23 protein-coding genes and 2 tRNA genes are annotated in these 24,583 nt (G+C 46.0%); 14 read left to right on the top strand and 11 right to left on the bottom strand.

All coding sequences use genetic code 11. The annotated features are described in order from the left end of the window. Positions 1-33: 33 nt before the first annotated feature. The 3 genes from ICV36_RS05615 to ICV36_RS05605 all read right to left on the bottom strand — a co-directional run bounded on the left by ICV36_RS05615 (position 34) and on the right by ICV36_RS05605 (position 3,367). Positions 34-441 (bottom strand): hypothetical protein, encoded by a 408-nt coding sequence (locus ICV36_RS05615; protein ID WP_215399644.1) that lies wholly within the window; start codon positions 439-441, stop codon positions 34-36. Next, positions 392-796, bottom strand: a complete 405-nt coding sequence (locus ICV36_RS05610) for a surface-adhesin E family protein (protein WP_215399643.1) — start codon at positions 794-796, stop codon at positions 392-394. Before ICV36_RS05610 ends, ICV36_RS05615 begins: the two co-directional genes overlap by 50 nt. A gap of 99 nt (positions 797-895) precedes the next feature. Further along, on the bottom strand, positions 896-3,367 hold the full coding sequence (locus tag ICV36_RS05605; protein WP_215399642.1) for a penicillin acylase family protein: 2,472 nt from the start codon (positions 3,365-3,367) through the stop codon (positions 896-898). Between the two features lie 146 nt (positions 3,368-3,513). Between ICV36_RS05605 and ICV36_RS05600 the strand changes: the two genes are divergently transcribed. Both ICV36_RS05600 and ICV36_RS05595 read left to right on the top strand, forming a co-directional pair. Continuing rightward, a tRNA-Leu gene (locus ICV36_RS05600) sits at positions 3,514-3,602 on the top strand. A 15-nt stretch (positions 3,603-3,617) separates the two neighbouring features. Further along, positions 3,618-4,085: a hypothetical protein gene (locus ICV36_RS05595; RefSeq protein WP_251374932.1), complete on the top strand. Its 468-nt coding sequence runs from the start codon at positions 3,618-3,620 to the stop codon at positions 4,083-4,085. A 44-nt stretch (positions 4,086-4,129) separates the two neighbouring features. Here the strand turns inward: ICV36_RS05595 and ICV36_RS05590 are convergent, their stop codons facing one another. Genes ICV36_RS05590 through ICV36_RS05570 form a run of 5 tightly spaced genes read right to left on the bottom strand, consistent with a single transcriptional unit; the run spans position 4,130 to position 8,302 of the window. Then, positions 4,130-4,543, bottom strand: coding sequence for a biopolymer transporter ExbD (locus ICV36_RS05590; protein WP_215399641.1), 414 nt, complete (start codon positions 4,541-4,543; stop codon positions 4,130-4,132). A 2-nt stretch (positions 4,544-4,545) separates the two neighbouring features. Further along, entirely contained in the window at positions 4,546-5,238 is a 693-nt protein-coding gene (locus tag ICV36_RS05585; RefSeq protein WP_215399640.1) for a MotA/TolQ/ExbB proton channel family protein, read from the bottom strand. Positions 5,239-5,243: 5 nt separating this feature from the next. After that, complete coding sequence (locus tag ICV36_RS05580; protein WP_215399639.1) at positions 5,244-5,936, bottom strand: energy transducer TonB; 693 nt, start codon at positions 5,934-5,936, stop codon at positions 5,244-5,246. After that, positions 5,933-6,739 carry a glutamate racemase gene (gene murI / locus ICV36_RS05575; RefSeq protein ID WP_215399638.1) on the bottom strand — a complete coding sequence of 269 codons (807 nt, stop codon included), beginning with the start codon at positions 6,737-6,739 and terminating at the stop codon, positions 5,933-5,935. Before murI ends, ICV36_RS05580 begins: the two co-directional genes overlap by 4 nt. A gap of 39 nt (positions 6,740-6,778) precedes the next feature. Then, the gene (locus ICV36_RS05570) at positions 6,779-8,302 is read right to left on the bottom strand and encodes a fumarate hydratase (protein ID WP_215399637.1); all 1,524 of its coding nucleotides are present in this window, start codon (positions 8,300-8,302) and stop codon (positions 6,779-6,781) included. Positions 8,303-8,480: 178 nt separating this feature from the next. On the opposite strand from ICV36_RS05570, the gene acs reads away from it, so the two are divergent. The 12 genes from acs (at position 8,481) to ICV36_RS05510 (ending at position 23,013) form a co-directional block, all read left to right on the top strand. Further along, on the top strand, positions 8,481-10,454 hold the full coding sequence (gene acs / locus ICV36_RS05565) for an acetate--CoA ligase (protein ID WP_215399636.1): 1,974 nt from the start codon (positions 8,481-8,483) through the stop codon (positions 10,452-10,454). Between the two features lie 60 nt (positions 10,455-10,514). Next, positions 10,515-10,605: transfer RNA gene (locus tag ICV36_RS05560), tRNA-Ser, on the top strand. A gap of 98 nt (positions 10,606-10,703) precedes the next feature. Beyond that, positions 10,704-11,009: a YciI family protein gene (locus tag ICV36_RS05555; protein ID WP_215399635.1), complete on the top strand. Its 306-nt coding sequence runs from the start codon at positions 10,704-10,706 to the stop codon at positions 11,007-11,009. 60 nt (positions 11,010-11,069) lie between these two features. Next, positions 11,070-11,426: a DUF6516 family protein gene (locus ICV36_RS05550; protein ID WP_215399634.1), complete on the top strand. Its 357-nt coding sequence runs from the start codon at positions 11,070-11,072 to the stop codon at positions 11,424-11,426. Then, on the top strand, positions 11,423-11,773 hold the full coding sequence (locus ICV36_RS05545) for a winged helix DNA-binding protein (RefSeq protein WP_215399633.1): 351 nt from the start codon (positions 11,423-11,425) through the stop codon (positions 11,771-11,773). The genes ICV36_RS05550 and ICV36_RS05545 overlap by 4 nt, the downstream gene beginning before the upstream one ends. A 10-nt stretch (positions 11,774-11,783) precedes the next feature. Then, entirely contained in the window at positions 11,784-14,204 is a 2,421-nt protein-coding gene (locus tag ICV36_RS05540; RefSeq protein ID WP_215399632.1) for a DUF748 domain-containing protein, read from the top strand. Positions 14,205-14,214: 10 nt separating this feature from the next. Beyond that, complete coding sequence (locus ICV36_RS05535; protein WP_215399631.1) at positions 14,215-14,439, top strand: hypothetical protein; 225 nt, start codon at positions 14,215-14,217, stop codon at positions 14,437-14,439. A 201-nt stretch (positions 14,440-14,640) separates the two neighbouring features. Beyond that, positions 14,641-16,443: an NAD(P)H-dependent oxidoreductase subunit E gene (locus ICV36_RS05530; protein ID WP_215399630.1), complete on the top strand. Its 1,803-nt coding sequence runs from the start codon at positions 14,641-14,643 to the stop codon at positions 16,441-16,443. 34 nt (positions 16,444-16,477) lie between these two features. Further along, positions 16,478-19,372: a formate dehydrogenase subunit alpha gene (gene fdhF, locus ICV36_RS05525; RefSeq protein WP_215399629.1), complete on the top strand. Its 2,895-nt coding sequence runs from the start codon at positions 16,478-16,480 to the stop codon at positions 19,370-19,372. Positions 19,373-19,488: 116 nt separating this feature from the next. Beyond that, complete coding sequence (locus tag ICV36_RS05520; RefSeq protein ID WP_215399628.1) at positions 19,489-19,797, top strand: hypothetical protein; 309 nt, start codon at positions 19,489-19,491, stop codon at positions 19,795-19,797. 121 nt (positions 19,798-19,918) lie between these two features. Continuing rightward, complete coding sequence (gene nadB / locus ICV36_RS05515; protein ID WP_215399627.1) at positions 19,919-21,577, top strand: L-aspartate oxidase; 1,659 nt, start codon at positions 19,919-19,921, stop codon at positions 21,575-21,577. Between the two features lie 62 nt (positions 21,578-21,639). Next, positions 21,640-23,013 carry a TAXI family TRAP transporter solute-binding subunit gene (locus tag ICV36_RS05510; protein WP_215399626.1) on the top strand — a complete coding sequence of 458 codons (1,374 nt, stop codon included), beginning with the start codon at positions 21,640-21,642 and terminating at the stop codon, positions 23,011-23,013. A gap of 7 nt (positions 23,014-23,020) precedes the next feature. On the opposite strand, the gene ICV36_RS05505 is transcribed toward ICV36_RS05510, so the two are convergent. From ICV36_RS05505 to nadC, 3 genes are all read right to left on the bottom strand, one after another. After that, entirely contained in the window at positions 23,021-23,329 is a 309-nt protein-coding gene (locus ICV36_RS05505) for an addiction module antidote protein (RefSeq protein WP_215399625.1), read from the bottom strand. Between the two features lie 8 nt (positions 23,330-23,337). After that, on the bottom strand, positions 23,338-23,628 hold the full coding sequence (locus ICV36_RS05500; protein ID WP_215399624.1) for a type II toxin-antitoxin system RelE/ParE family toxin: 291 nt from the start codon (positions 23,626-23,628) through the stop codon (positions 23,338-23,340). 75 nt (positions 23,629-23,703) lie between these two features. Beyond that, positions 23,704-24,558 carry a carboxylating nicotinate-nucleotide diphosphorylase gene (gene nadC, locus ICV36_RS05495; protein ID WP_215399623.1) on the bottom strand — a complete coding sequence of 285 codons (855 nt, stop codon included), beginning with the start codon at positions 24,556-24,558 and terminating at the stop codon, positions 23,704-23,706. Positions 24,559-24,583: the final 25 nt, after the last annotated feature.

Genomic DNA, 24,583 nt, shown 5'->3' with positions numbered 1-24,583 from the left:
GATTGGGGGTGGGAGAGGAATCGCACGTCAATATTACTGACTGGATTTCTGAGGTAGGTCCGCAGGTCCCAATAGGGGGTGGCTGTTATCGGTAATATTGGGCAGAACGACATCGATACAGATGGGTTTTGAATCTAAGACATTAAAAAAACTACATTCTTTCTTGGTGGCTGCAGAAGCTACGTGCTCCAAGGGCGACTTTCCGGTTGTTGCAGAGGAGGCGAGACTTACTGCTGTTCCAGGGTTAGCCACAGCTGCAGTGCCTACGCTACTGGCAGCGGCCGTCCCAGAGCTACTCAATACCGCAAGCGGGGCTGCGCAGCCATTAATACAGCAAAGTGAGATGGCTGAGCATAAAAAGACAGCCCCCCTCAAACCAACCAAATGTCTATTAATTGGTGCGGCATGCAACGTTATAGACTCCGGCTGGCCATGAGCCATTTTCAATTGTTTCGTATGGGTTGTCGGGAGTTTTTTGTTCTTCTACAACTTTGCCTTTGCCCATATTGCCGGCAAATACTTTAAATTCGATTGGACGATATTTGATGGCGCTGCAATCAAATTCATTGAGGCCAATAATCGAATTGGCATTCTCTTTAGTTTTTGGATTCTGTCCTGGCTTTTTAAAATCCAACATAGAAATAATTTGCGCTTTGTCGCCTTGCTTTTGAATCGTGGCCGTGTCTGCGTAGAGGGTAAAAGCATCTGTTTTACCAATCTCTTGCCACTCTGCAAATGCAGTACCAGAGCAAGTCAAAGCGGCACTTAAAAAGAGGAGGGAAGAAATTTTTTTCATGGAAAGCCTTTATGTTTACAGGATGAAATATGGGCTTATTTTACCCACCATGGATCAATAAAGTGCCAATTTTGTCAGTTTTGGAATATTTACTGCTGATTACTTATTGTTTAACTCAAGCAGACGAAGGGTATTTTCCGACTTCATTTTGAGTGGAAGATATTCGTTGTTCGCCCACAAGGCATTCATATTTCGATATAGCTTACTTTGTACCCACCCAGATTGACCGGCCTGATATATAAAAAGAGACTTTTCAAGATCTGATAAGTCATAGAGTGTTCTTAAGCTAGGTGCTTGTAGTGTTTCGTAGGGATTTTGTGATTGCAACAATTCTAGTCTGCCTACGTTGACGGTAAAGCTATCTCCCGGGAAGGGTGTCTTGATATTAAAAAGTCTTCCAAGTATGGGCACTTTGCTAAAGGGTCGGTGTTCTGAGATGGCAATGTGTGCTTTACCCCAGGCCCAAGACTTTGGATCGTTGCCATACTCTTTGCTCAAATACTCTAATGCTTTATCAAGGGCTTTATTAGACGCCTCCTGGCAGCTTTCAACCGACTCTGTTTTAGGGTCGTCGCACCATGGGCTAGTTGGATTTTTGACCTGATTGATTAATGGAGCGCGATAATTTCGGGCTCCATAATTTTCGGAAAAAAGATAGCTCAACCTAGAGAATAGTGCTTGAGTGAGTTGATTCGCCCACGCATTAAAAATAAGTGCGCCTGCGCTATCGACTTTCATATCACCATCAAAAGTGTTGCCAATCTCCATTGCTTTGGCGCTTAATGGATGTGAACCTTGGCTCGATTTAAACAGCTCGAGAAGCGGTGTTGCAGCAAGTGATAAAGTATCGCCTTGCATGGTTTTCATATCATCTACAGAGTGAATATTCTTAGACTTAATGAGATCTACGATGCGGTCATAACGTGTTGGTAAATCCCAGTCGCTAGTTAAGGGGTTCGGATCATTGGCAGCAATGATTCTTTGGTTGGCCGTTGCAATCCAACCTTGTTCGGGATTATTGCTGGCGGGAAGTTGCTCAAAAGGGACGTAGCCGCTCCAGTCATATTGGCGCTCCCAGCCTGGGGCTGGAGCTACGCCATATAAACCTTGGTGCAAAGTTCTTTTGGGGGCGATGCCAGCGGCTTGATAAGCGATATTACCTTCACTGTCTGCCATTACTACGTTTTGCATCGGAGCGTAATTTTTTCGAAGCGCTTGCTTAAATTGATCAAGATCAGCTGCGCGGTTCATTTCAAATAATCCAACAACGGATTGATTCTCGATATCTAAAGCGGTCCAACGTAATGCTAGTGCAAAACGATCAGTATCAATCGCACGTTTAGCTCGAGCATAAGAATCCGAGATGACGGGGCCATGCCGAGTTTCTTTTACCAAGAAAGTCAAAGATGGTGCGCCTTTGATGTCAATGATTTCTTGATGTACTTTGAAGGGGAGTGGACCATCTGGACCACGATATATACCAGGATTTTTTGGATCAATTTGCTCTATGTATAAGTCTTGTACATCTGGCCCAGTGTTCGTAAAACTCCAAGCAAACTTATCCGTTCTGCCTAAAACAATTGCTGGGATGCCAGGTAAAGTTCCGCCAATCACATTTAATCCCGGCGCATCTAGATGAGCAAAGTACCAGATAGCTGGTGCAGATAGTCCAAGATGTGGATCATTGGCTAGCAGTGGCTTGCCAGTAGAGCTCAGCTTGCCACTGAGAGCCCAGTTATTCGAGCCAATGCCGTCTCTACCGCCCATCTGGTCCCACTGACGGACCCAGCGACTGAGCTCTGTAGAAGGTAAGTTTTGTGGTCTTCCTTCTATTGGAGCAGGATTGGCATGGAAGACTTTAAGTTCTCGGTAGAGTTTAGAAAAATCCATATTACTCACAGGATCGCTGGACTCATAGGGCGGAACAACTTCCCAAATTTGTTTGGTTGTGAGGTACTGTGAGAGCTCAAGTCTTTGTAATTCTTTGTGCCAATTGCCACCAAGGTCATAAGCCATCATCAGCATCCATGCAACGCTGTCTGTTGGTGACCAATGGCCTGGTTTTGATCCTGTTAAGAAATATTCAATTGGTAAAGCCCAACCTAACTGCGCATTGCCAGCATTCACGCCATCAGCATAAGCTTGTAGCAATCGTTTTGCGGAAACGGGGTAGCGATCAAATTGGCGCTCTGCTGCTCTTTTGACGCCAAGGGTGCGCACAAACCGATCAATTTTTACGGTGTCATTGCCGAGGATTTCTGAAAGCCTTCCGCTAGCAATACGGCGATTCATTTCCAATTGCCAGGAGCGTTCGCTTGCATGCAAATAGCCCAGGGCAAAGTAAGCATCCGCCTGACTCTTAGCCTTGATATGGGGGATGTCCACCTCATCAAATGTAATTGAAACTGAGTCACCTAGACTCTTGATGGTGCGCTTACCGGAGATATTGGACTGTGCAAAATATAAATAGCTCAGACTCAGCGCCAAAGCCAGCGCAAGACTCAGTCCAGCCAGCCAAAAGAGGGATCGTAAAAGCTTGCTGACTCCAGATGATCTTGCCGGTGCATTCATGGAGATATTTTAGATGTTTTGTTAAGTCCAGCCTTGGGTTGTGGGGCGAAAGGGACTCTGGGGGCTTTCATGAGGGTAAACAGGGGCTTGCGTGCTAAAATTTCGTTTGTCTTGATTTATTTAGCACGGCTTTATTGTTGGTGCGGGCCCGAGTGGTGAAATCGGTAGACACAGCAGATTTAAAATCTGCCGACTCAAAAAAGTCGTGCCGGTTCGATTCCGGCCTCGGGCACCAAAGACACTCACACATATGAATCTACCCAAAATTTTAATTTGTTCTTGCCTGACCTTCTCATCTCTGGCGGCATGGGGCATAGACGTTATGGAATTTAACTGCAAGCGCTCAGAAAAAGGTTATACCGAAGAATATGAAATGAAGCTGATGCTAGCTTCAGGCGCACAAAAGGCAAAGATGTATTTGGATGGCCGGGATTTAGATCAGTCGGATGCATTGGGATCGCAGGTTGTCAAAAGCATCACACTTGCACGCCCCAATATTTTGATATTGATTGAGGCAAAGTTTGCGCCAGAAGAAGTGATGGGGGTGTCTTACCCAGCTGGTACTGTGACTACCAATATCACTCTTGATCCAGTTACTGGCAAGTTCAAGAAGGTAGAAAAAATTCAGGGTGGTATCTTAGGTGCCACGATCGGTAACGGTACTCATACCAGCGAAGAGACATGCGTGCTCTCTAAATTGCCTTACAAAACTAAATAAGCAGGCGATCCAATAAGCCAAGCTTTTCTCTGCCAAACTAATCTTTAATTTGGCTCAGTGACAAATCCTAATTTAGTGAGGCCAGCACGACGTGAGGCAGCTAGTACTTGAGCGACATACTCATACTTCACTGACTTATCAGCGCGTAGATTGATTTCTGGTTGGGGATCCTTTTGAGCAGCTTTTTCTGCATAGCCATCAAAGGTTTTCAGATCAATCGGTGTGCTGTTCCAGAAGATTTGACCGTTAGCATTAATTGATAGTTGAACGGATTCAGGCTTCACTTCATTACGGACGCTATTGGCTTTTGGCAGCTCTACTTTCACTGCCTGTTGAATGACTGGCAGGGTGATGATGAAGATAATCAGTAGTACCAACATGACGTCCACCATGGGCGTCATATTGATTTCCGACATGATGCTATCGTCGTTTTGTTCGTCTTGAATATGAAAAGACATGATTATTCTCCGGAGCTTATGCGGGCACCAGTGACAAAGTAGGCTAATAGATCATTACCAAAGCGATTCAGATCGGCAACAAATAATTTGTTAGCGCGATTAATGGCGTTAAAGGCAAGAACTGCAGGAATCGCTACCGCTAATCCAAGTGCAGTCATGATGAGCGCCTCTCCAATTGGTCCGGCAACCTGATCGATCTGTGCGCTACCAGAGCTGCTAATGGAGATTAAGGCATGGTAGATGCCCCACACCGTACCAAACAAGCCAATAAACGGGGAAATGGCGCCAGTGGAGCCCAGGAAAGTTAAACCCTTCTGCAAGCTAGCGGCAATACCATCAACGCTATTTTTGATGCTTCTGGCCATCCACTCGGAATAGTTCAGTGTTTGCAACAATTCACGATGATTGGTGGATTGGTTTTGGTGGTGTGCCGATGCTTTTGTTGCTGATTTAGCAATTTGATAATAGGGATTAGCAGCGTGATTACTAAAGGCTTGTAAGCCTTGCTCAAAAGAAGTGGCGCGCCAAAACTGCTCGAGTTCAGGTTTGAGTTTACGTAGATTGCGTAAATCCCAAAGGCGGGTTAGCAGAATTACCCAAGTCACAATAGAGCAGGTGAGCAGAGCAATTGCCACAAAACGAGTAATTGCATCGCCTTCAAGCCAAAGATTCGCTATGCCAAATGGTGTATTCATATTGATTAATTCTTGAGATTAAATTTAATTAAAAGATTGGTGGAAATTCTTTGGGGTGATCCATTTACTAAAAACGGTTTAAAGCGATAGCGTCTGCCAATATCGGTAGCGGCGCGATCAAGCCTAGGAAAGGTGCTTGACTGCAGCAATGCTACATCTTCAACACTTCCTGTTTCATCAATAATTAAGCGCACTACAACCGCCCCTTGTTCTCCAGAGCGTTTAGAGAATGAAGGATAGTAGGCATCTGCATCGGGCTGATAAACCACAACCAGTTTACCAATGTCTGTCTGAATCGGTGTGCCACTAGCGCCCCCACTAGTTGCAGGGGCAACTGCTGCATTTTGCGTTTGGGATGCTGACTGAGCATCCGTTTTACTTTGTGGTTGGTTTTGCTGTGGCGTCTGTTGTGCCTGGGTTGGGCTGGGTTTCTCCAAAGGCTTTTCTTTAGTCTTCTCCTTTACTGCCTTTTTCTCTTCTTTGGGCTTCGGTGGAGCGGCAGCAGGCGGCTGTTGGGAGGCTTCTGGGCTTACTAGATTGGCCATGACGCGCGTATCGTCCAAAACTGGAGGGCGCTTGCTCAGGTGGATAAATTCAAGAGCAGGCAGCGCGTGCAAGAGCAATACGATTGCAATAATGATGCGTTCAGTTTTCGTGAACGGCAGAAAGTCATCTAATTTATTGAGAAAAGAGCTCATCTTGTTTTGCCTAAGATGTGCGCTTCTACGGAATGCAGGCTGAGATCAGCAGACATTAATTCTTGCGCCATTTGCAATAAGGATGCATCGTCCTTGCTACTGAGAAGCAATACTGAACCGTAGTTCTTCAGCCAACCCTCTTTTTGAAGGGGCTCTAGCTGCCTCTTGAGTTGTCTTACCACTGCATCGCTAGTGTCAATCAGTGTGATGGACTCACCCAGTAATTTGCGAATGGATTTTCTGAGAAAGGGATAGTGGGTACAGCCAAGCACCAGTGTATCTGCACCAGCATCCTGTATTGGTTCAAGATGTTTTGCTAGTAACTCTAACGTTTCTTCGCTATCGGCTTTTCCTGATTCAATCAAAGGAACTAAGCCTGCGCCAGCCTGCTTAATGAACTGGCAATTATTCGGGAGCGTATTTAACAGAGCATTAAATTTATCGCTCTTGAGCGTGGCTTCAGTAGCGAGAACGCCAACAATATTATTGTGAGATTGCATTGCGGCTGGCTTAATGCCTGGCTCAACGCCAATGATCGGAATGGAGAGCGTTTCCCGAATTTGTTTGATTGCTTCTGCAGTTGCAGTATTGCATGCAACTACGATGGCATCACACCCTTGGCTTGCTAGATGACGGCACAGCTCAAGGCTGCGTGCCGCAATCCAGTCGCTTGATTTTTCCCCATAAGGCGCATTGGCAGAGTCGGCAAGATAAATGTAATCATGCTCGGGAAGTTGGCGCAGAGCCTCATCCAAAATGGATAAGCCTCCAACGCCAGAATCAAATACTCCGATTAGTGCCAATGAATTGCCAATGTATTTTGATAATTAGGAGCTTTGTAATTAAGCGACCTTTACCGGAATGCCCGCAATCTTGGCTTGCCATTCACGTGGGCCTTCATTGTGCATAGAAATGCCTTCAGAGTTCACAGCAACCGTGACCGGCATATCTTTAACATCAAACTCATAAATGGCTTCCATGCCTAGGTCAGCAAAGCCAACCACTTTTGAAGTTTGAATAGCCTTAGATACTAAGTAAGCAGCGCCACCAACAGCCATGAGGTAGGCTGACTTATGTTTCTTGATGGCTTCAATTGCTTCTGGTCCGCGCTCGGCTTTGCCAATCATGGAGATCAAACCGGTTTTAGCAAGCATCATTTCGGTGAACTTATCCATGCGGGTGGCAGTAGTAGGGCCTGCTGGGCCAACCGCTTCATCACGCACAGGATCCACTGGGCCAACGTAGTAGATCACGCGGTCTTTAAAGCTGACAGGCAATTCTTCACCTTTGGCTAGCATGTCCTGAATGCGCTTATGTGCAGCGTCACGGCCAGTCAAAATTTTGCCGTTGAGCAATAAGGTTTCGCCTGGTTTCCAGCTAGCCACTTCTGCAGCAGTCAATGTATCTAAATTGACGCGCTTGGATTTTTGAACATCTGGTGTCCAGGTGACAGCTGGCCAATCAGATAAGGAGGGTGCCTCGAGCTTTGCGGGACCGTCGCCATGCAAATGGAAATGCACGTGACGTGTAGCTGCGCAGTTCGGAATCATCGCCACCGGCAATGATGCTGCATGCGTTGGGTATTCCATGATCTTGATATCCAGCACGGTAGCTAAGCCACCAAGGCCTTGTGCACCAATGCCGAGTTTGTTTACTTTCTCGTAGAGCTCCAAGCGAAGTTCTTCAGCACGAGTCTTGGCGCCACGAGCAATCAGTTCCTGAATATCCACCGGACCCATTAATGACTCTTTTGCCATGAGCATGGCTTTTTCTGGTGTGCCGCCAATGCCAATACCCAAGATGCCAGGAGGGCACCAACCGGCACCCATTGTAGGAACCGTTTTGAGAACCCAATCAACGATCGAGTCAGAAGGGTTGAGCATGACCATCTTGGCTTTGTTCTCTGAGCCGCCGCCTTTGGCTGCGCAAATTACTTCTACGTCATCGCCTGGGACGATTTCATAATGGATTACAGCAGGAGTATTGTCTCCGGTATTTTTGCGTTTACCTGCTGGATCTGTGAGGACTGAAGCGCGCAACATATTGTCTGGATTGAGATAGGCGCGACGCACTCCCTCATTCACCATATCAGCAACACTCATCGTGGCATCAGGCCATTGGACATTCATACCAATTTTGAGGAAAACGACTGCAATGCCAGTGTCTTGGCACAAGGGTCGGTGACCCTCGGCGCACATCCGGCTATTGGTCAAAATTTGCGCAATCGCATCCTTTGCGCCATGACCTTGCTCAAGCTCATAAGCCTTGCCCATGGCGGTAATAAAGTCTTTTGGGTGGTAATAAGAGATGAACTGGAATGCGTCTGCAACGCTTTGAATCAGGTCGTTTTGTTTGATATTGGTCATGGTTTTAGGCTTATTTCCACATTATTAGTAAGGTTTCCCCTATTTTAAGGGTTTGCCATAGAGCAAATCCCCAGTGTTTTCACTTATCTTCTAAGGTCTTGAGGGTGAATACCTGTCATTTTGCGACATTTTCTCGCATTATTTTAGATTATTGATTATTTGATAGAGGGCTGTAAGCATGGAACCATTAAAGCAAGAAAATCGCGTATTTAACCCGCCTGCAGATTTTGTAAAGAGTGCGGCCATTCCAGGCATGGAAGCCTATAACAAGCTGTGTGCTGAAGCTAATTCAGATTACGACGGTTTCTGGGGTCGTCTTGCTAAAGAAAACATCTATTGGAAAAAGCCATTCACTAAAGTGTTGGATGAGTCCAAAGCACCTTTCTATAAATGGTTCGAAGATGGTACAACGAATGCCTCTTATAACTGTTTAGATCGTCAAGTAGAAGCTGGCTTAGGCGAGAAGACTGCCATCATCTTTGAAGCGGATGACGGCACGGTTACTAAAGTAACTTATAAAGAGATGCTTGAGCGCGTTTGCAAAATGGCAAACGCATTGCGCAAGATGGGCATCAAGTCTGGTGACAGCGTCATAATTTACATGGCAATGACCATTGAAGGTATTGTTGCTATGCAAGCCTGTGCCCGTATCGGCGCTATTCACTCTGTTGTATTTGGCGGCTTCTCTGCCCAAGCTTTGCGTGACCGCATTATGGACGTTGGTGCAGTTGCCGTGATTACTGCTGATGGTCAATACCGTGGTGGTAAAGCATTGCCATTGAAGGCGATTTGCGATGAAGCGCTATCAACAGGCGAGTGCCCTAAAGTTAAGCATGTCATCGTCAGCAAACGCACTGGTACCGATATCAATATGCAGGCTGGCCGTGACGTTTGGATGCAAGAGATTGTTGCGAATGAGGCGACAACTTGTGAGCCTGAGTGGGTTAGCGCTGAGCATCCATTGTTTATTCTTTACACATCAGGTTCAACTGGTAAGCCAAAAGGTGTTCAACATTCAACCGGCGGTTACTTGTTGTGGGCAATCCTCACAATGAAATGGACCTTCGACATTAAGCCTAACGATGTGTTCTGGTGTACTGCTGACATTGGTTGGGTAACAGGCCACTCCTACATTACTTATGGTCCACTCGCTGTGGGCGCTACTGAGATCGTATTTGAAGGTGTGCCAACCTACCCAAATGCTGGCCGTTTCTGGGAAATGATCCAAAAACACAAAGCAAGTATTTTCTACACAGCACCAACGGCGATTCGTTCATTGATCAAAGCATCTAGTAATGATCAGGCAGTGCATCCAAAGAGCTTCGATTTGTCATCACTGCGTCTCTTGGGTTCAGTAGGTGAGCCAATCAATCCAGAAGCTTGGATGTGGTACTACGAAAATGTGGGTGGCTCACGTTGCCCAATCGCTGATACTTTCTGGCAAACGGAAACTGGCGGACACATGATCTCTCCATTGCCAGGCGCAACACCAATGATTCCAGGCTCATGCACATTGCCATTGCCAGGTATTCAGGCAGCGATTGTGGATGAGGCGGGCGTTGATGTTCCTAATGGCCAAGGCGGTATCTTGGTTGTGAAGCGTCCATGGCCTTCAATGATTCGTACGATTTGGAATGATCCTGATCGTTTCGTGAAGTCTTACTTCCCAGAAGAATTGGGTGGCAACTTGTACCTTGCAGGCGACGGTGCAATCCGTAACAAGGACACTGGTTACTTCACGATTACTGGCCGTATCGATGACGTGTTGAACGTTTCTGGTCACCGCATGGGTACGATGGAAATCGAATCTTGCTTAGTGGCCAATCCATTAGTGGCTGAAGCCGCAGTGGTAGGTCGTCCAGATGAGCTCACTGGTGAAGCCATTTGTGTATTCGTGGTTCTCAAAGGTGGTCGTCCAACAGGTGAAGAGGCGAAGAAAGTTGCTACTGAGTTGCGTAACTGGGTTGGTAAAGAGATCGGCCCAATTGCTAAGCCTAAGGATGTCCGTTTCGGCGACAACTTGCCTAAGACTCGTTCTGGCAAGATCATGCGCCGTCTCTTGCGTGTGATTGCTAAAGGTGAAGAGGTTACTCAAGACACCTCAACCCTTGAGAATCCACACATCTTGGAACAACTCAAAGAGTCTTTGTAAGCGTCTAAACACGCTTTTAGAGCCCACCCCTTCCGGCAATCGTATAATTGCAAGCTGTACGGAAGGGTGGATGAGCGGTTTAAGTCACACGCCTGGAAAGCGTGCGTAGGTTAATAGCCTACCGCGGGTTCGAATCCCGCCCCTTCCGCCAAGCATCAAGAAAACCACCTTCGGGTGGTTTTTTCTTTTACAACTTCCCTTAGTATCTAGTTAGTTGGCATTACAAAACAATTCAATATTGGAGAAAAAATGATTTTTACAATGTTATTGATGGATCGTCCTGGAACTGCAGACTTGCGAGTACAGGTTCGTCCTGAGCACCGCGCTTATTTAGCAAAAATGGCTGACCGTATGGCTTTTGCTGGGCCCCTCACATCGGAAGATGGCAAAACTACTCTTGGTAGTTTGATTGCAATTGATTTTCCTAGTAGGGCAGATGTCGATGCATGGTTAAAAGATGAGCCTTATACCAAGGCTGGTGTTTATGAAAAGCCGATTATCAACGTCTTTAACAATATGTGGGAACAAAAGGCAGGTTTTCCGCCAGCGAAATAAGCCCATGATTTGATCGTGGCTGTTACTTTTGGTATATCATCTGATGATATATCATGAGTAATGGGAAAACGTGGAATTGTCACTCTTTTGGATCTTCACCAAGAGGTCATTGATCAAGGTGATGGGTATTGGGTAAAGATTGAGGCTTGGCAAGTGGACGTTAGTGATGCAATACCTCATGGAATACGCTATTCATTAACCCTGCACAATTCCAAAGGTTTGAGAATTTTGGGCTATGACAATGCTCATGCGGTAAAGCTAAGAACAGGTTATTCAGGTCGAAAATTGGCATATGATCACAGACATCGTAGCTCAAGTGATCCTGGCGTCACCTATGAGTTTAAGGATGCGCACCAATTGTTAAGTGATTTTTTTGTCGATGTTGATAAAGTCTTAAAGGTGGATAAAGAGATATGAAGGTTATCAAAATAGGTATCGCATCGCAAAAAGATATTCGGGCGCGCGTTTTGGCTATCGCTAGAGGCGATCTAAAGCCAAAGGCATCCGATCCAAAAATATGGTTTACCTCGATGCGTTCATTGGCGCAGGTATTGAGTGATGAAAACAGAGCCCTGTTGCATGTCATTAGAGCATCCAAGCCTGTATCAATTTCTGAGTTGGCCGAGCTTACCGGAAGAAAGCAAGGGAACCTATCTCGGACACTAAAAACAATGTCTCATTACGGCTTAGTGCAAATGCTTCAAGAGTCCAAGGCCCTGAGACCTGTTGCATGTGGCGATAGTTACGAAATAAAGATGCAATAATTAAAGCGGCATGCTTTCCCTTAAGAACCCGCATTTACGGCTTTGGTTCCAGCGTGTTGTGGGAGCGTTGCTTGTAATTACTGCTATCTTTTGGGTGGGGGCACACCTCTTTGTTCCGGGGTTAATCAAAAAGTCTGCATCTGAATTTGGTGCCAAGATTGGTTATCACATTAGCTATCAAGACCTTAGTCTGTCTCCATTGCGTTTGAGGGTAGAGCTTGACCAATTGCAACTAGCAAAAGAGGGTGGCTCTAAATTACTGGAGTTCAAAAAGCTTGCGATTACTCTTAAATGGACCAAGTTAGTTCTTGGTGAGCTCGGCTTTGATGAGATTCTTCTGGAAGAGCCTAAGGTAATCATTGAGAAAAGGTTGACCAAGGGTACTCATGCAGGCGCTTGGAATTGGCAAGAATTTCTCGCTGCTGTTGAAAAGGCAATGCCTCCTGCAGAGCCCAATCAATCTAAGCAGCCCATCAAAATCTCGGTTGACGAATTCCAAGTGAACTCGGGATCGCTAAGTGTGATTGACAATGCCGCCAGACTCAAAGAAGGGCTTAGTCCCTTTACGATGAAATTGCTTGATGTCGCTAACTATGACAAGCATGGTGTGGTGACAGGGGTTCGCGGTCAATATGACTTTAATCTCGGCGCCTTGCAGCTATGGATACCTGGCCTTAACAAGGCAATTGCTTATCGGCATGTCGCCATAACCGGTGCATTAGATAACCCTCAGCCAGGTCAATTGGGCCTGCAATTGAATGTGAAATTGGATGATGGTCTTGTGCGTTCGCATTGGGATTTCAATGCTAATTCAAAAATGATTGATGGCAAGGTCGAGATCCATGATTTAGCTGCAACGCCAATTATCCCCTTATTGCCGGCAAATAAAGAGTTGGTAGGCAATGGTGGGGTCATTAATTCAGAGCTCGCTGTGAAACTTGGCAGTGATATCGATACCGTTAGTGGCGACATCCACATAGCGAATTTATCGATCTTCGAAAAGGGTCAAAAATATCCCTTAGTTGTTTGGAAAATGGCAGATATTCATCGGTTTGAATATAAGAGTGTGAAATCGAAACAGACAGCAAGCCATGGTCTTTCAATCGATGAGTTGACTGTGGATGCACCAACTCTGCAGTTTGAAATTAACGAAGAGGGGTTCTCTAACTTCAGAAGGCTATTTTCTAAGTCAGATTCACAATCAAAGACTGATGCTGTAGCGGCAGCCAAAACTGAAAATACCCCAGCATTTAATGTCGATATACGCTCCATTAATCTAAAGAGCGGGGAAGTGTTCTTTACCGATTTGGCAATGCGTCCCAGCTTCAAAGTGGATGTGAAGAAGTTCAACGCCACACTCTTGGGGGTAAGCAACACCCCCGGAAGCTTTGCCAGCGTAGCGATGGATGGGGTAGTTGCAGGCTCTGGAAGTATGCGAGTTAAAGGGCAGACCTCATTTGATGATCCGCGCCGCAATCATGACATTTTGATGAGTTTTAGAAACCTTCCGCTTACCGCCTTCAATCCTGCGGTGATGACATTCGCAGGCTATCAAATTACAGGCGGTCGCTTAAATCTCAATCTGAATTACAAGGCCATAGATGGTGAGTTGAACGGTAGTAATCAAATCATCATCAAGAAAGTGGTGCTGGGCGATGAAGTGCCAGAATTTACCGGTAAAAAATTACCGCTTAGTCTAGCAATTGCTTTGCTAGAGGATGCTGATGACACGATTGATGTAACAGTCAGGATCGCAGGTAATGTGGATTCTCCAGAATTTAGTGCGAGCGGTTTGGTTTGGCAAGCCATTAGCAATGTTCTAACGAACGTAGCAACTGCTCCATTTAGAGCACTGGCTTCTATTCTCGGAATGGGTGGCGATGAAGGGGTGAATGCTCTTCCTGGTGAAGCGGTGTTTCTCGTAGCAGATCAAGAGCGCCTAGAAAAGTTTGGCGAGTATCTGGTGAAGCGTCCGAACTCTAGTCTAGAGGTGATTGGTACTTATGATCCGGTACAGGATAAAAATGCGCTTGCGAGAGCTAAAGCGGATACTGCTATTTTGAAAGATGCTGGATTTAAGTTAACACCAGGCGAACCAGTGCCAACCCCAAGTCTTTCTGATCCTAGAGTGCAGTCCGGTCTGAAGGCTGCCTATGCGCAATATATAGGGCGTATCAAGCTAGGGCAGCGGCTTTTAACTTTGCCGGACAGCGAGCAGCGTAACGAGCAATTGCATGACGAGTTAATTGCTGGAATTGAAATTTCCGATGCTGAGCTTAATGACCTTGCTAAAAATAGAGCCAAACTAGCCTATGAATATATGGTGAAAGCAAACCCTAGTTTGAAAGATCGCATTCAAATTGGTGAGATCAAGACCGTAACAGCAGGAAAAGAGGGAATTCCTCTCGATGTTGAGATCAGAATCAAGTAGACTTGAGGCCATGAATTCAACAAAAATGCGCATCCTTTCTGTCATTGCAGCCATGACTTCCTTAAGTCTCGTGGGCTGCGGCTCTATTGAATCTGCCGCCCAAGACGATTGCACTTCAATCGGCTGGCAAATTGGCAGTAAAGGCTATCAGGATTGCTACAAGGCCAGACTTTATGAGCGCAAGTTGGATTACTCCCTCCCTCCTGGCGACAAGCCATCCCCATCCCTTCTTTAATAGGGTAAACCCTTAATTCAAGTCCTTGAGCGGCGTCAAGGACTTGGGGGTATAAATAACCCAAAATTAAGCGTTATTTTGCATATCTACAGCTGGCTAAGTATTTAGCGCAGCAGGATTTTTGATGGGCAAAACGGAAAAATACTTTGCAGTGGTGCAAAGCAAAATAGCATTAAATATAAAAATTAGAGACTACAAAATATGAATCATCCCAAGCCTTCTGGAGAAGTCAAAGCGGTTGCGGTTGCAACGGCAGATGATTTAAGGGAGAACATTCGTCGCAAGAGCAAGTTAAAGGGGCGTCAAGCAGATGATGCTTCTCTTGCTGAAGTTCGCAAGCTCATTGGAGTTGCGCCACATCGTAGAGACTTGCTTATTGAAAATCTTCACAAACTCAACGATGAGTATCGCGCTTTGCATGATCGTCATTTGGTCGCTCTAGCAAAAGAAATGAATTTGCCAATGGCAGAAGTTTACGAAGTGGCTACTTTCTACCACCACTTTGAAGTAGTTCGCGGCAGCGATCCTGTAGCTGATATCACTATTCGTGTTTGTGATGGTATTGCTTGTGAGTTAGCGGGCGCACAAAATCTTTTAGCTAAGCTGCCAAGTATCTTGGGAAATCCAAACGTTAAAGTAGTTGCAGCCCCTTGCGTTGGACGTTGCGAGCAGGCGCCTGTGGCCGTTGTTCATCAGTACCCTGTACTGTTTGCTACAGTGGATAAAGTATCTGCTGCTGTTAAAAATAATTTAACCATTCAGCCAATGGCTATGGATGATGCCGTCTTTGAACCTGCTGCCTTAGCGGAGCAGGGTGTTTCACCGCAAGGCGAGATGCAAGCGGTTTCTCCAGACTATGTTGGTTATGAGTCTTATCGCAAGCAAGGTGGTTATGCGCTTGCTAAAGAAATCCACGAAGGCAAGAAAGATGCCGAAAGCATCATCAAAGCGATGGAAAATTCTGGGCTACGCGGACTGGGTGGCGCAGGATTTCCAGCGGGACGTAAATGGCGCATCGTAAAAGATCAAGTAGCTCCCAAGTTGATGGCTGTGAATATCGACGAAGGTGAACCAGGAACATTTAAAGACCGAACCTATTTAGAGCGTGATCCTCATCGTTTCTTGGAAGGCTTATTGATTGCGGCCAATGTAGTCGGGATCGATGCTTGCTACATCTATTTACGCGATGAGTATCACGGTTGCCGTGAGTTGCTCGAAACAGAATTAGCTAAACTCAAAGCAAACCCACCGTTTCCAATTCCGAATATTGAATTGCGTCGTGGCGCAGGTGCCTACATCTGCGGTGAAGAGTCCGCGATGATTGAGAGCATCGAAGGTAAACGCGGTGAGCCACGCATGCGTCCTCCCTATATTGCTCAAGTCGGCTTGTTTGGGCGTCCAACTCTAGAGCACAACTTTGAGACTCTGTATTGGGTGCGCGACATTGTGCAACGTGGACCCGAATGGTTTAGTTCATATGGTCGCCATGATCGCAAAGGTTTACGTAGCTTTAGCGTGAGTGGGCGTGTGAAAAAGCCTGGTGTGAAGTTGGCACCAGCTGGCATCACCATTCAAGAATTGATTGATGAGTACTGTGGCGGCATGCAAGATGGGCATAAATTCTATGGTTATCTGCCTGGTGGCGCATCAGGCGGCATCTTGCCGGCAACGATGAATGATATTCCACTGGACTTTGATACTTTGCAGCCATACGGTTGCTTCATTGGTTCTGCTGCAGTGATGGTGTTCAGTGATAAAGACAAAGCGCGCGATATGGCACTCAACGTCATGCACTTCTTTGAGCATGAGAGCTGCGGTCAATGTACGCCTTGCCGAGTAGGCACAGGAAAAGCAGCCAAGTTGATGCAAGCCAAGTCATGGGATCAAGACACTTTAGAAGACTTAGCAACCGTAATGGTTGATGCTTCTATTTGTGGTCTTGGCCAAGCTGCACCAAACCCGATTCGTTGTATTCATAAATATTTCCCAAAAGAAGTGAAATAACTCACATATAAAAATCGGGAATAACGAGACAAACATGAACGCACCCACAAATCCTAAAGAACTTGAATTGCAAACCGTTGAGTTCAAACTAGACGGCAAGACCATTGTTTCTTATGAAGGAGAAACGATCCTCAAGGCTGCCAAACGCCACGGTATTGATATTCCGCATCTGTGTTTTAAAGATGGTTATCGCCCAGACGGCAACTGCCGTGCTTGCGTAGTAGAGATAAATGGTGAACGCACTTTAGCCCCTAGTTGCTGTAGAAGCGCTACCCCTGATATGGACGTCAAAGCCAATAGTGAGCGCGCCGTAAAGAGTCAAAAGCTCGTTCTCGAGATGTTGCTCTCGGATATGCCGGACGAAGGATTTAAGTGGGTAGGCAATAGCAAAGAAGAAGAACAGAAGAATCAACATGGTGAGCTCAGCACTTGGGCTGCCCGTATGGATGTGACTGTCAGACCAGAGCTCAAGGCCTTGCGTCGTGACAAAGTCAACAGTGATATTTCACATCCAGCAATGGCTGTGAACCTCGATGCTTGTATTCAATGTAATCGTTGCGTACGTGCTTGTCGTGAAGAGCAGGTCAACGATGTGATCGGCTATGCCATGCGCGGCGCTCACAGTGAGATTGTTTTTGATCTCAATGATCCAATGGGTGATAGCAGCTGCGTTGCTTGTGGTGAGTGTGTGCAAGCCTGTCCAACTGGTGCATTAATGCCTAAGGGATTAATTGGTTCGCAAACAGTGGATCGCAAAGTAGACTCCGTATGTCCATTCTGTGGTGTGGGCTGCCAAATCACTTACAACGTTAAAGATGAAAAAATTGTTAGCGTAGAAGGTCGTGATGGCCCAGCTAATCACAATCGTCTCTGCGTTAAAGGACGCTTTGGTATGGACTACATCCATAATCCACAGCGCCTTACTAAGCCACTTATTCGTAAGGCTGGTGTCCCTAAGGATGAATCTATCCTAGAAGGTAAACAAGACTGGTCTGATATCTTCCGTGAAGCTACATGGGAAGAGGCTTTAGAGTTTGCTGCCGGCGGCCTTAAGAAACTCAAGGATCAATACGGAAATAAAGTATTGGCGGGTTTTGGATCAGCAAAAGGCAGCAACGAAGAAGCTTATCTATTCCAAAAACTGGTACGTACTGGATTTGGCAGCAATAACGTAGACCACTGTACTCGTCTTTGCCATGCTTCATCAGTAGCTGCGCTTCTTGAGGGTGTTGGTTCTGGTGCGGTAAGTAATCAAGTCAATGACGTTGAGCATTCAAGCTTGATCATGTTAATTGGTTCCAATCCAACTGCTAATCATCCAGTTGCAGCTACTTGGTTTAAGAATGCCGCCAAGCGTGGCGCCAAAATTGTGTTGTGCGATCCTCGTAAGACCGAGATCAGTAAGCATGCCTGGCGCACGATGCAGTTCAAGCCCGACACCGATGTGGCGATGCTCAATGCCATGATTTATACGATTATTGAGGAGGGCTTGGTTGATAAAGACTTCATCCAAAATCGCTCGAATAACTTTGAAGCCTTAAAAGAAAACATCAAAGGTTATAGCCCTGAAGCAATGGCTCCAATCTGCGGCATTCCAGCAGAAACCTTACGTGAAGTGGCTAGAGAATTTGCTACTACCAAGTCAGCGATGATCTTGTGGGGCATGGGCGTTAGTCAGCACGTACACGGTACTGATAATGCGCGTTGCTTAATTGCCTTAGTGAGTATCACCGGTCAAATCGGTAAGCCTGGCTCTGGATTGCATCCATTGCGCGGTCAAAACAACGTGCAGGGTGCTAGTGATGCGGGTTTGATCCCGATGATGTTCCCGAACTATCAGCGCGTGGATAATCCGCAAGCCCATGCCTGGTTTGAGAAGTTCTGGGATACGCCATTAGATAAAAATCCTGGCTATACCGTCGTAGAGATCATGCATAAGATCACTGCGCCAGATAGCGATCCACATAAGATTCGTGGCATGTATGTCGAAGGCGAAAACCCTGCGATGAGCGACCCCGACTTAAATCATGCACGTCATGCCTTGGCTTCTTTAGAGCATTTGGTTGTGCAAGACATCTTTATGACAGAGACTGCACTTTTGGCTGACGTTGTATTGCCAGCCAGCGCTTGGCCGGAGAAGGTGGGTACGGCAAGCAATACTGACCGTATGGTGCAGATGGGCAAGAAAGCCATTAATCCTCCAGGCGATGCCAAACCTGATCTATGGATTATTCAAGAGATTGCCAAGCGTATGGGCCTCAATTGGAATTACCATGGTCCCGATGCTGGTGTTGCTGAGGTTTATGATGAAATGCGTCAAGCAATGTATGGTGCTATCAATGGCATTACTTGGGAGCGCTTAGAAAAAGAATCTAGCGTTACTTACCCATGTTTATCCGCTGAAGATCCGGGCCGTCCAATTGTGTTTGATGATCAATTTGCAACAGCAGATGGCAAAGTGAAGCTCGTTCCTGCTGACATCATTCCGGCAAATGAGCGCCCTGATGCTGAATACCCATTTGTATTGATCACGGGTCGTCAGTTAGAGCATTGGCATACCGGCAGCATGACGCGTCGTGCCACGGTGTTGGATGCGATTGAGCCAATGGCTACCGTATCGATGAATGGTGAAGATATGGCTCAGTTAGGCGTATCGGCTGGTGATGTGATTACTGTTCAGTCTCGCCGTGGTGAGGTTGGTATCCACGTGAGAAGAGATGACGGCACACCAAGAGGTGTTATCTTCATTCCGTTTGCTTACTATGAGGCTGCTGCTAACTTGATTACCAATTCAGCCCTAGATCCATTTGGCAAGATTCCGGAGTTTAAGTATTGCGCTGTGAAACTCTCCAAAGGTGGAGAGGCAGCCAGGATCATGGGATACGGAACTAATGCCCCAGGCGGTTCCAGGGAAATGTCAAACGTTTAACAACAAAATACGGTACTAGCAATTCAAAAAAGTTCCCTATTGGGAACTTTTTTGTTAAGAGACCTTGTTTTCAAGATGCCCAATTTTGTAGTAAAAGATCTTTATGGGGGTATCTAATGAGCAGATTAATCAAAATTAATCACGATTTATATGAGGCGGCAAAGAGAGAGGCAAGGTTTGAGCGTCGTACTATTCAAGCTCAAATTGAATTTTGGGTAAAAGTAGGCCGAGCAGCGATTGATAATCCCGATTTATTTGCAACCTTCATTGCTAACTTATTAGTATCCCTGTCAGATCCCAAGCCTACAAAGCAAGCGCAATTTCAGCTGGATGAATTGCTTGCGAATTGGAGTCCGGATATGAAGCGCTCAAATGAAGATGATGAATGGCTTGAGGCAAAACCTGTTGGCAAAGAGGTTTGGTAGGGTCTTACATAACTTCCTGCTTGATTTGCTTAGAACCCTCCACATGCTATTGGATTGATATAGGTTGATTTAAGGTCGTGTCAGAACAAGTTTCTCCTTTGCCCTTTAGAATATGACCTCCATGGCCAGTTCTAAACCCACCTCCAACACTAACGGCAAAGCCGAGCTTCCTGTCCTCATTATTGGGGCCGGATTGGCTGGATTGACTGTTGCCCTCCATATGGCTGAGTCTCAGCCGGTGATTTTGATGGCTAAACGAGGCTTGGGCGAAGCAGCAACCGCATGGGCACAAGGTGGCATTGTTGGGGTCGTAGATAAAGAGCATGACAGCATCGATTCTCATGTGGCTGATACCTTGGATGCGGGTGCAGGACTTGTGGTGGAATCGACTGCACGCTATATCGCCGAGGAAAGTGCAGACGCCATTCGTTGGTTGGTAGAGCAGGGTGTTCCATTCACAGAAGATAAATCTGGTCCCATGGGCTTGCACTTAACGCGAGAAGGCGGACATAGTCACCGTCGCATTGCGCATGCTGCCGATGCAACGGGAAAAGCCATCCATGAAGTACTACTAGATAAAGCCAAAGCCCATAAAAATATTCAGATCTTGGAGCATTGGATTGCACTTGATCTCATTACCAATCGTCACCTAGATGCTAAAACGCAGCGCACCACGCCAAACCGTTGTTACGGCGTTTACGCACTCGATATTAAAAATAATCGGGTAGAAACCATTCAAGCGAAGTCAGTAGTGCTTGCAACAGGCGGTGTTGGTAAGGTTTACCGTTACACCAGTAATCCTGATACGGCTACAGGTGATGGCATTGCCATGGCCTGGCGTGCAGGTTGCCGCGTTGGCAATATGGAATTCATTCAATTTCATCCGACTTGCTTGTATCACCCCAGTGATCGCACTTTTCTGATTACTGAAGCGATGCGTGGTGAGGGTGGTTTACTGAAGTTGCCTGATGGCACTCGCTTTATGCCAGAGCATGATGACCGTAATGAATTAGCTCCCCGCGACATTGTTGCCAGAGCTATCGACTTTGAGATGAAGAAGCACGGCTTAGATTATGTTCATCTAGATGCCACTCATCTGGGTGAAGCATTTGTAAAAGAGCATTTCCCGATGATCTATGCGCGCTGCATGAGTCTCGGTTTAGAAATCACCAAAGAGCCGATCCCGGTTGTACCCGCTGCGCATTACACCTGTGGTGGTGTGGTCACCGATCTCAAGGGTCGCACGGATTTACCCGGGCTCTATGCGGTAGGAGAGGCGACTTACACTGGTTTGCATGGTGCTAATCGCTTGGCAAGCAACTCACTCTTAGAGTGCGTTGTGATTGGTAAGGCTGCCGCAGAAGACATCTCCAGTCTAAAGACTCCGGCGATGCCAAATTTACCGCTCTGGGATGAGAGTCAGGTTGAGGATGCGGATGAGCAGGTCGTTATTTCCCATAACTGGGATGAGCTTCGTTCATTGATGTGGAATTATGTGGGCATAGTTAGAACCAATCGTCGTTTAGAGCGAGCGCTCCACAGAATTAAATTGCTTAGATATGAAGTACAGGAGTATTACGCTAACTTTAAGGTGACGCGCGACCTCATTGAACTTAGAAATCTATTGGAGTGCGCAGAGCTCATTGTGCGTTCGGCCCTCATGCGCAGAGAAAGCCGTGGTTTGCATTACAGCCGCGACTACCCTGGGACATGGGCTGTGTCCTATCCAACCATTCTGACCCCTCAAGCGGAGGGTGCTGAGAGTGAAACGGCCTCTTAAGCTTCTTGCGCCATAAAACCAGGTTTTTGGTGATAAGCTAAGCGAATATCACGAGGAATTTCATGGCCAGCTTTAAAGAAGAAGTCTACGAACATATCTCCGCGGTGTATCAAACCGCCGCAGATGAAATCAAGAGCTGGATCAGTGTTTTAAAAGAGATCTGGCCACTTCTTTTTCTATTAATCCTTGCCTTGGCTGTTCTCATTTGGTTTTCTAAGCCTGCACCACCCAAGCATGTAATGATGGCGACTGGTGTTGGTGGCTCCTACAAAGTATTGGGTGAAAAATATAAGACTTATTTTCAGAAAAAAGGTATCGAACTTAAACTGGTAGAGACCCATGGCTCAAAGGAAAATCTTCAGCATCTGATTGACCGCAAAGATCCCATCCAAGCGGCCTTTGTGCAGGGCGGCATGATTGCATCTGACAATCTGGCTGGCGTTGAATCCCTTGGTAGCGTTGACTATGAGCCGGTATGGATGTTTTATCGCAAGAATGCTTTCAATGAAAGCATGCATGTTTCTGATAGAGACATTGCAAAACTAAAAATCAATATTGGTCCGGTAGGAAGTGGAACGCGCACGCAAGCGCTGAGTATTTTTAAACTCAATGGCTTAAATGGAGATGCCCCTAATTTACTAAGCCTAGCTAACGCTGAGGGGGTAAATGCCTTAGCGCGCGGCGAAATTGATGCTGTTATTTTGGTAGATGGTTTTGATTCACCAAATGTTCAAAAGTTAATCAGAAATCCCGACATAAGATTGGTAAATTTTGGGCGAGCAGATGCCTATGCTCGGTTGTTGCCGTATTTTGAAGAGGTTTCCGTACCGATGGGAGGATTTGACCTTGGTAAAAATATCCCAGATCACCCCATTCAGTTGATATCTACAACTACAAACCTCTTAATTGATAATCGATTGCACCCAGCAATTCAGGTCTTATTTTTAGAGGCTGCACGAGAAATAAATGGAGCAAAATCGTATTTCTCCAAAGCAGGAGAGTTCCCAGCTTATATGAATACCGAAGCTCCTTTAAGCGATGAGGCGAAATTCTTCTACGAAAAAGGCACTCCAACTTTGATGAAGTATTTGCCATTCTGGCTAGCGGAGTTCTTGGAGCGCATGTTCTTCTTGTTGTTACCTTTTGCTGCTTTTGCGTATCCTGTTATCAAATCGATTCCAACTTACAGAACAAATCTAGCGAAGAAGCAAATTAACTCAATCTACAAAGAGCTTGATAAGTTCGAGAAAAATACCATCGAAAACTTTGATCCGGCCCGTCGCGGTGAATATCTAGAGGTACTCAACGAGATGGAGCGCAGGATACTGCGATCTAAGGCGGCAAAGCTCGCAACCGCTGAATGCTATAGCCTGCGAAACAATATTGAATTTATCCGCAATGCGCTAGAGAAGCAGTTAATTTACAAGGGTAGGTAAGAGTAAATTAAGTGCGTATTTTGCCGATAGGCTTTGCATGTAAACATAGGCCAAGAGCTGTTAGCACCTTGAGAACAGTATCAAAGCCGGGTATACGATCTCCAGAGAGGGCCTTATAGAGACTTTCCCTCGAGAGTCCAGATTCATTGGCTACTTGTGCCATTCCTTTGGCACGTGCAATATCTCCAAGTGCTTTGGCTATGAATGCTGCATCTCCGTTGGATTCTTCAATACATGCCTGTAGATAAAGGGCCATTTCTTTTGGTGTGCGTAAATGTTCTGCTACATCATAGGGGCTCGTAATCGTTTTTTTCATATCATTCTTTACAAATTTTTAGCCAAAAGTTTAGCGATCTGGATATCCTTAACTTGAGTTCTTTTGCTGCCTCCGATAAGGAGAAGGTAAACCGTATTCTCTTGTTTTGTGTAATAAATCCTGTAGCCCGGTCCAAAATCAATTTTCATTTCAAAGACTTTGCTACCAACGAATTTCACATTCCCTTGATTGCCCTCAGCTAATCGTTTAATTCTTGTTTGAATTTTTGCCCTTCCCATTAAGTCATTTAGGGCGTCCAGCCAAGCTTTAAATTCTTCCGTTTTCCTTATTTCATGCATGCCCTACTGTAGCCAATAGGATACATTAAGTCTGTAGGAAATTCTATAATTTGGATCCGAATTTATTGAAAATTCTTAAAGAATGCGCATTGAGAAATCAACCGCACGCACATCCTTGGTCAGCTTCCCAAGGGAGATGCGATCAACTCCAGTGGCGGCAATAGCACGCATTTGATCTAAATTGATGCCGCCTGAGGCTTCCAGCAAAGCACGTCCAGCAGTAATAGCAACCGCTTGCTTCATTTGCTCGGTATTGAAGTTATCGATCAAAATGCTCTTAGCTCCAGCAGCCAATGCCTCTTCTAATTCATCAAAATTCTCAACTTCAATCTGAATATCCACCCCAGAATTAAGGGCGATAGCATTCTTTAGTGCGGCGGTCACGCTACCAGCAGCAGCTATATGGTTTTCCTTGATCAAGATGCCATGCCAGAGTGCTAGACGTTGATTTTTACCGCCGCCTACAAGAACTGCGTATTTCTGAGCCTGGCGCAACCCAGGAATCGTCTTACGAGTATCCAATACAGCACAACCTTTGGGATTGGGACTAGCGCCTGCTATTGCATCAACGTGTTGACGCGTAATGCTAGCAGTCCACGAAAGCGTTTGTAAGAAGTTAATGCAGGTGCGTTCAGCAGAAAGGAGAGCTTGAGAGTCGGCTTCAATATCGCAAGCCTTAGTATCTGACTTCATGAGGTCGCCCTCTAAATAGTGCCAAGTTACTTTTGCATTAGGGTCAAGCCTCTTAAGTGTTCCTTCAAACCAATCGACTCCACAAAGAACGGCTTCCTGGCGAACAATGAGCTGCGCCTTGACTGGTTTGCTGGGAACGAGTTTGGCTGTCCAGTCGCCAGTGCCAATATCTTCCATTAAGGCATCGGCAATATTGCGTTGACGAGCTTGCTCTAAGGTTTCGTTGTAATCGAACATGAAAAACAATATCTATCTAAAAGAA

Source organism: Polynucleobacter sp. MWH-UH35A (genome assembly GCF_018687075.1).
GTDB lineage: Bacteria > Pseudomonadota > Gammaproteobacteria > Burkholderiales > Burkholderiaceae > Polynucleobacter.
This window is presented reverse-complemented; position numbering and strand designations above follow the sequence as displayed.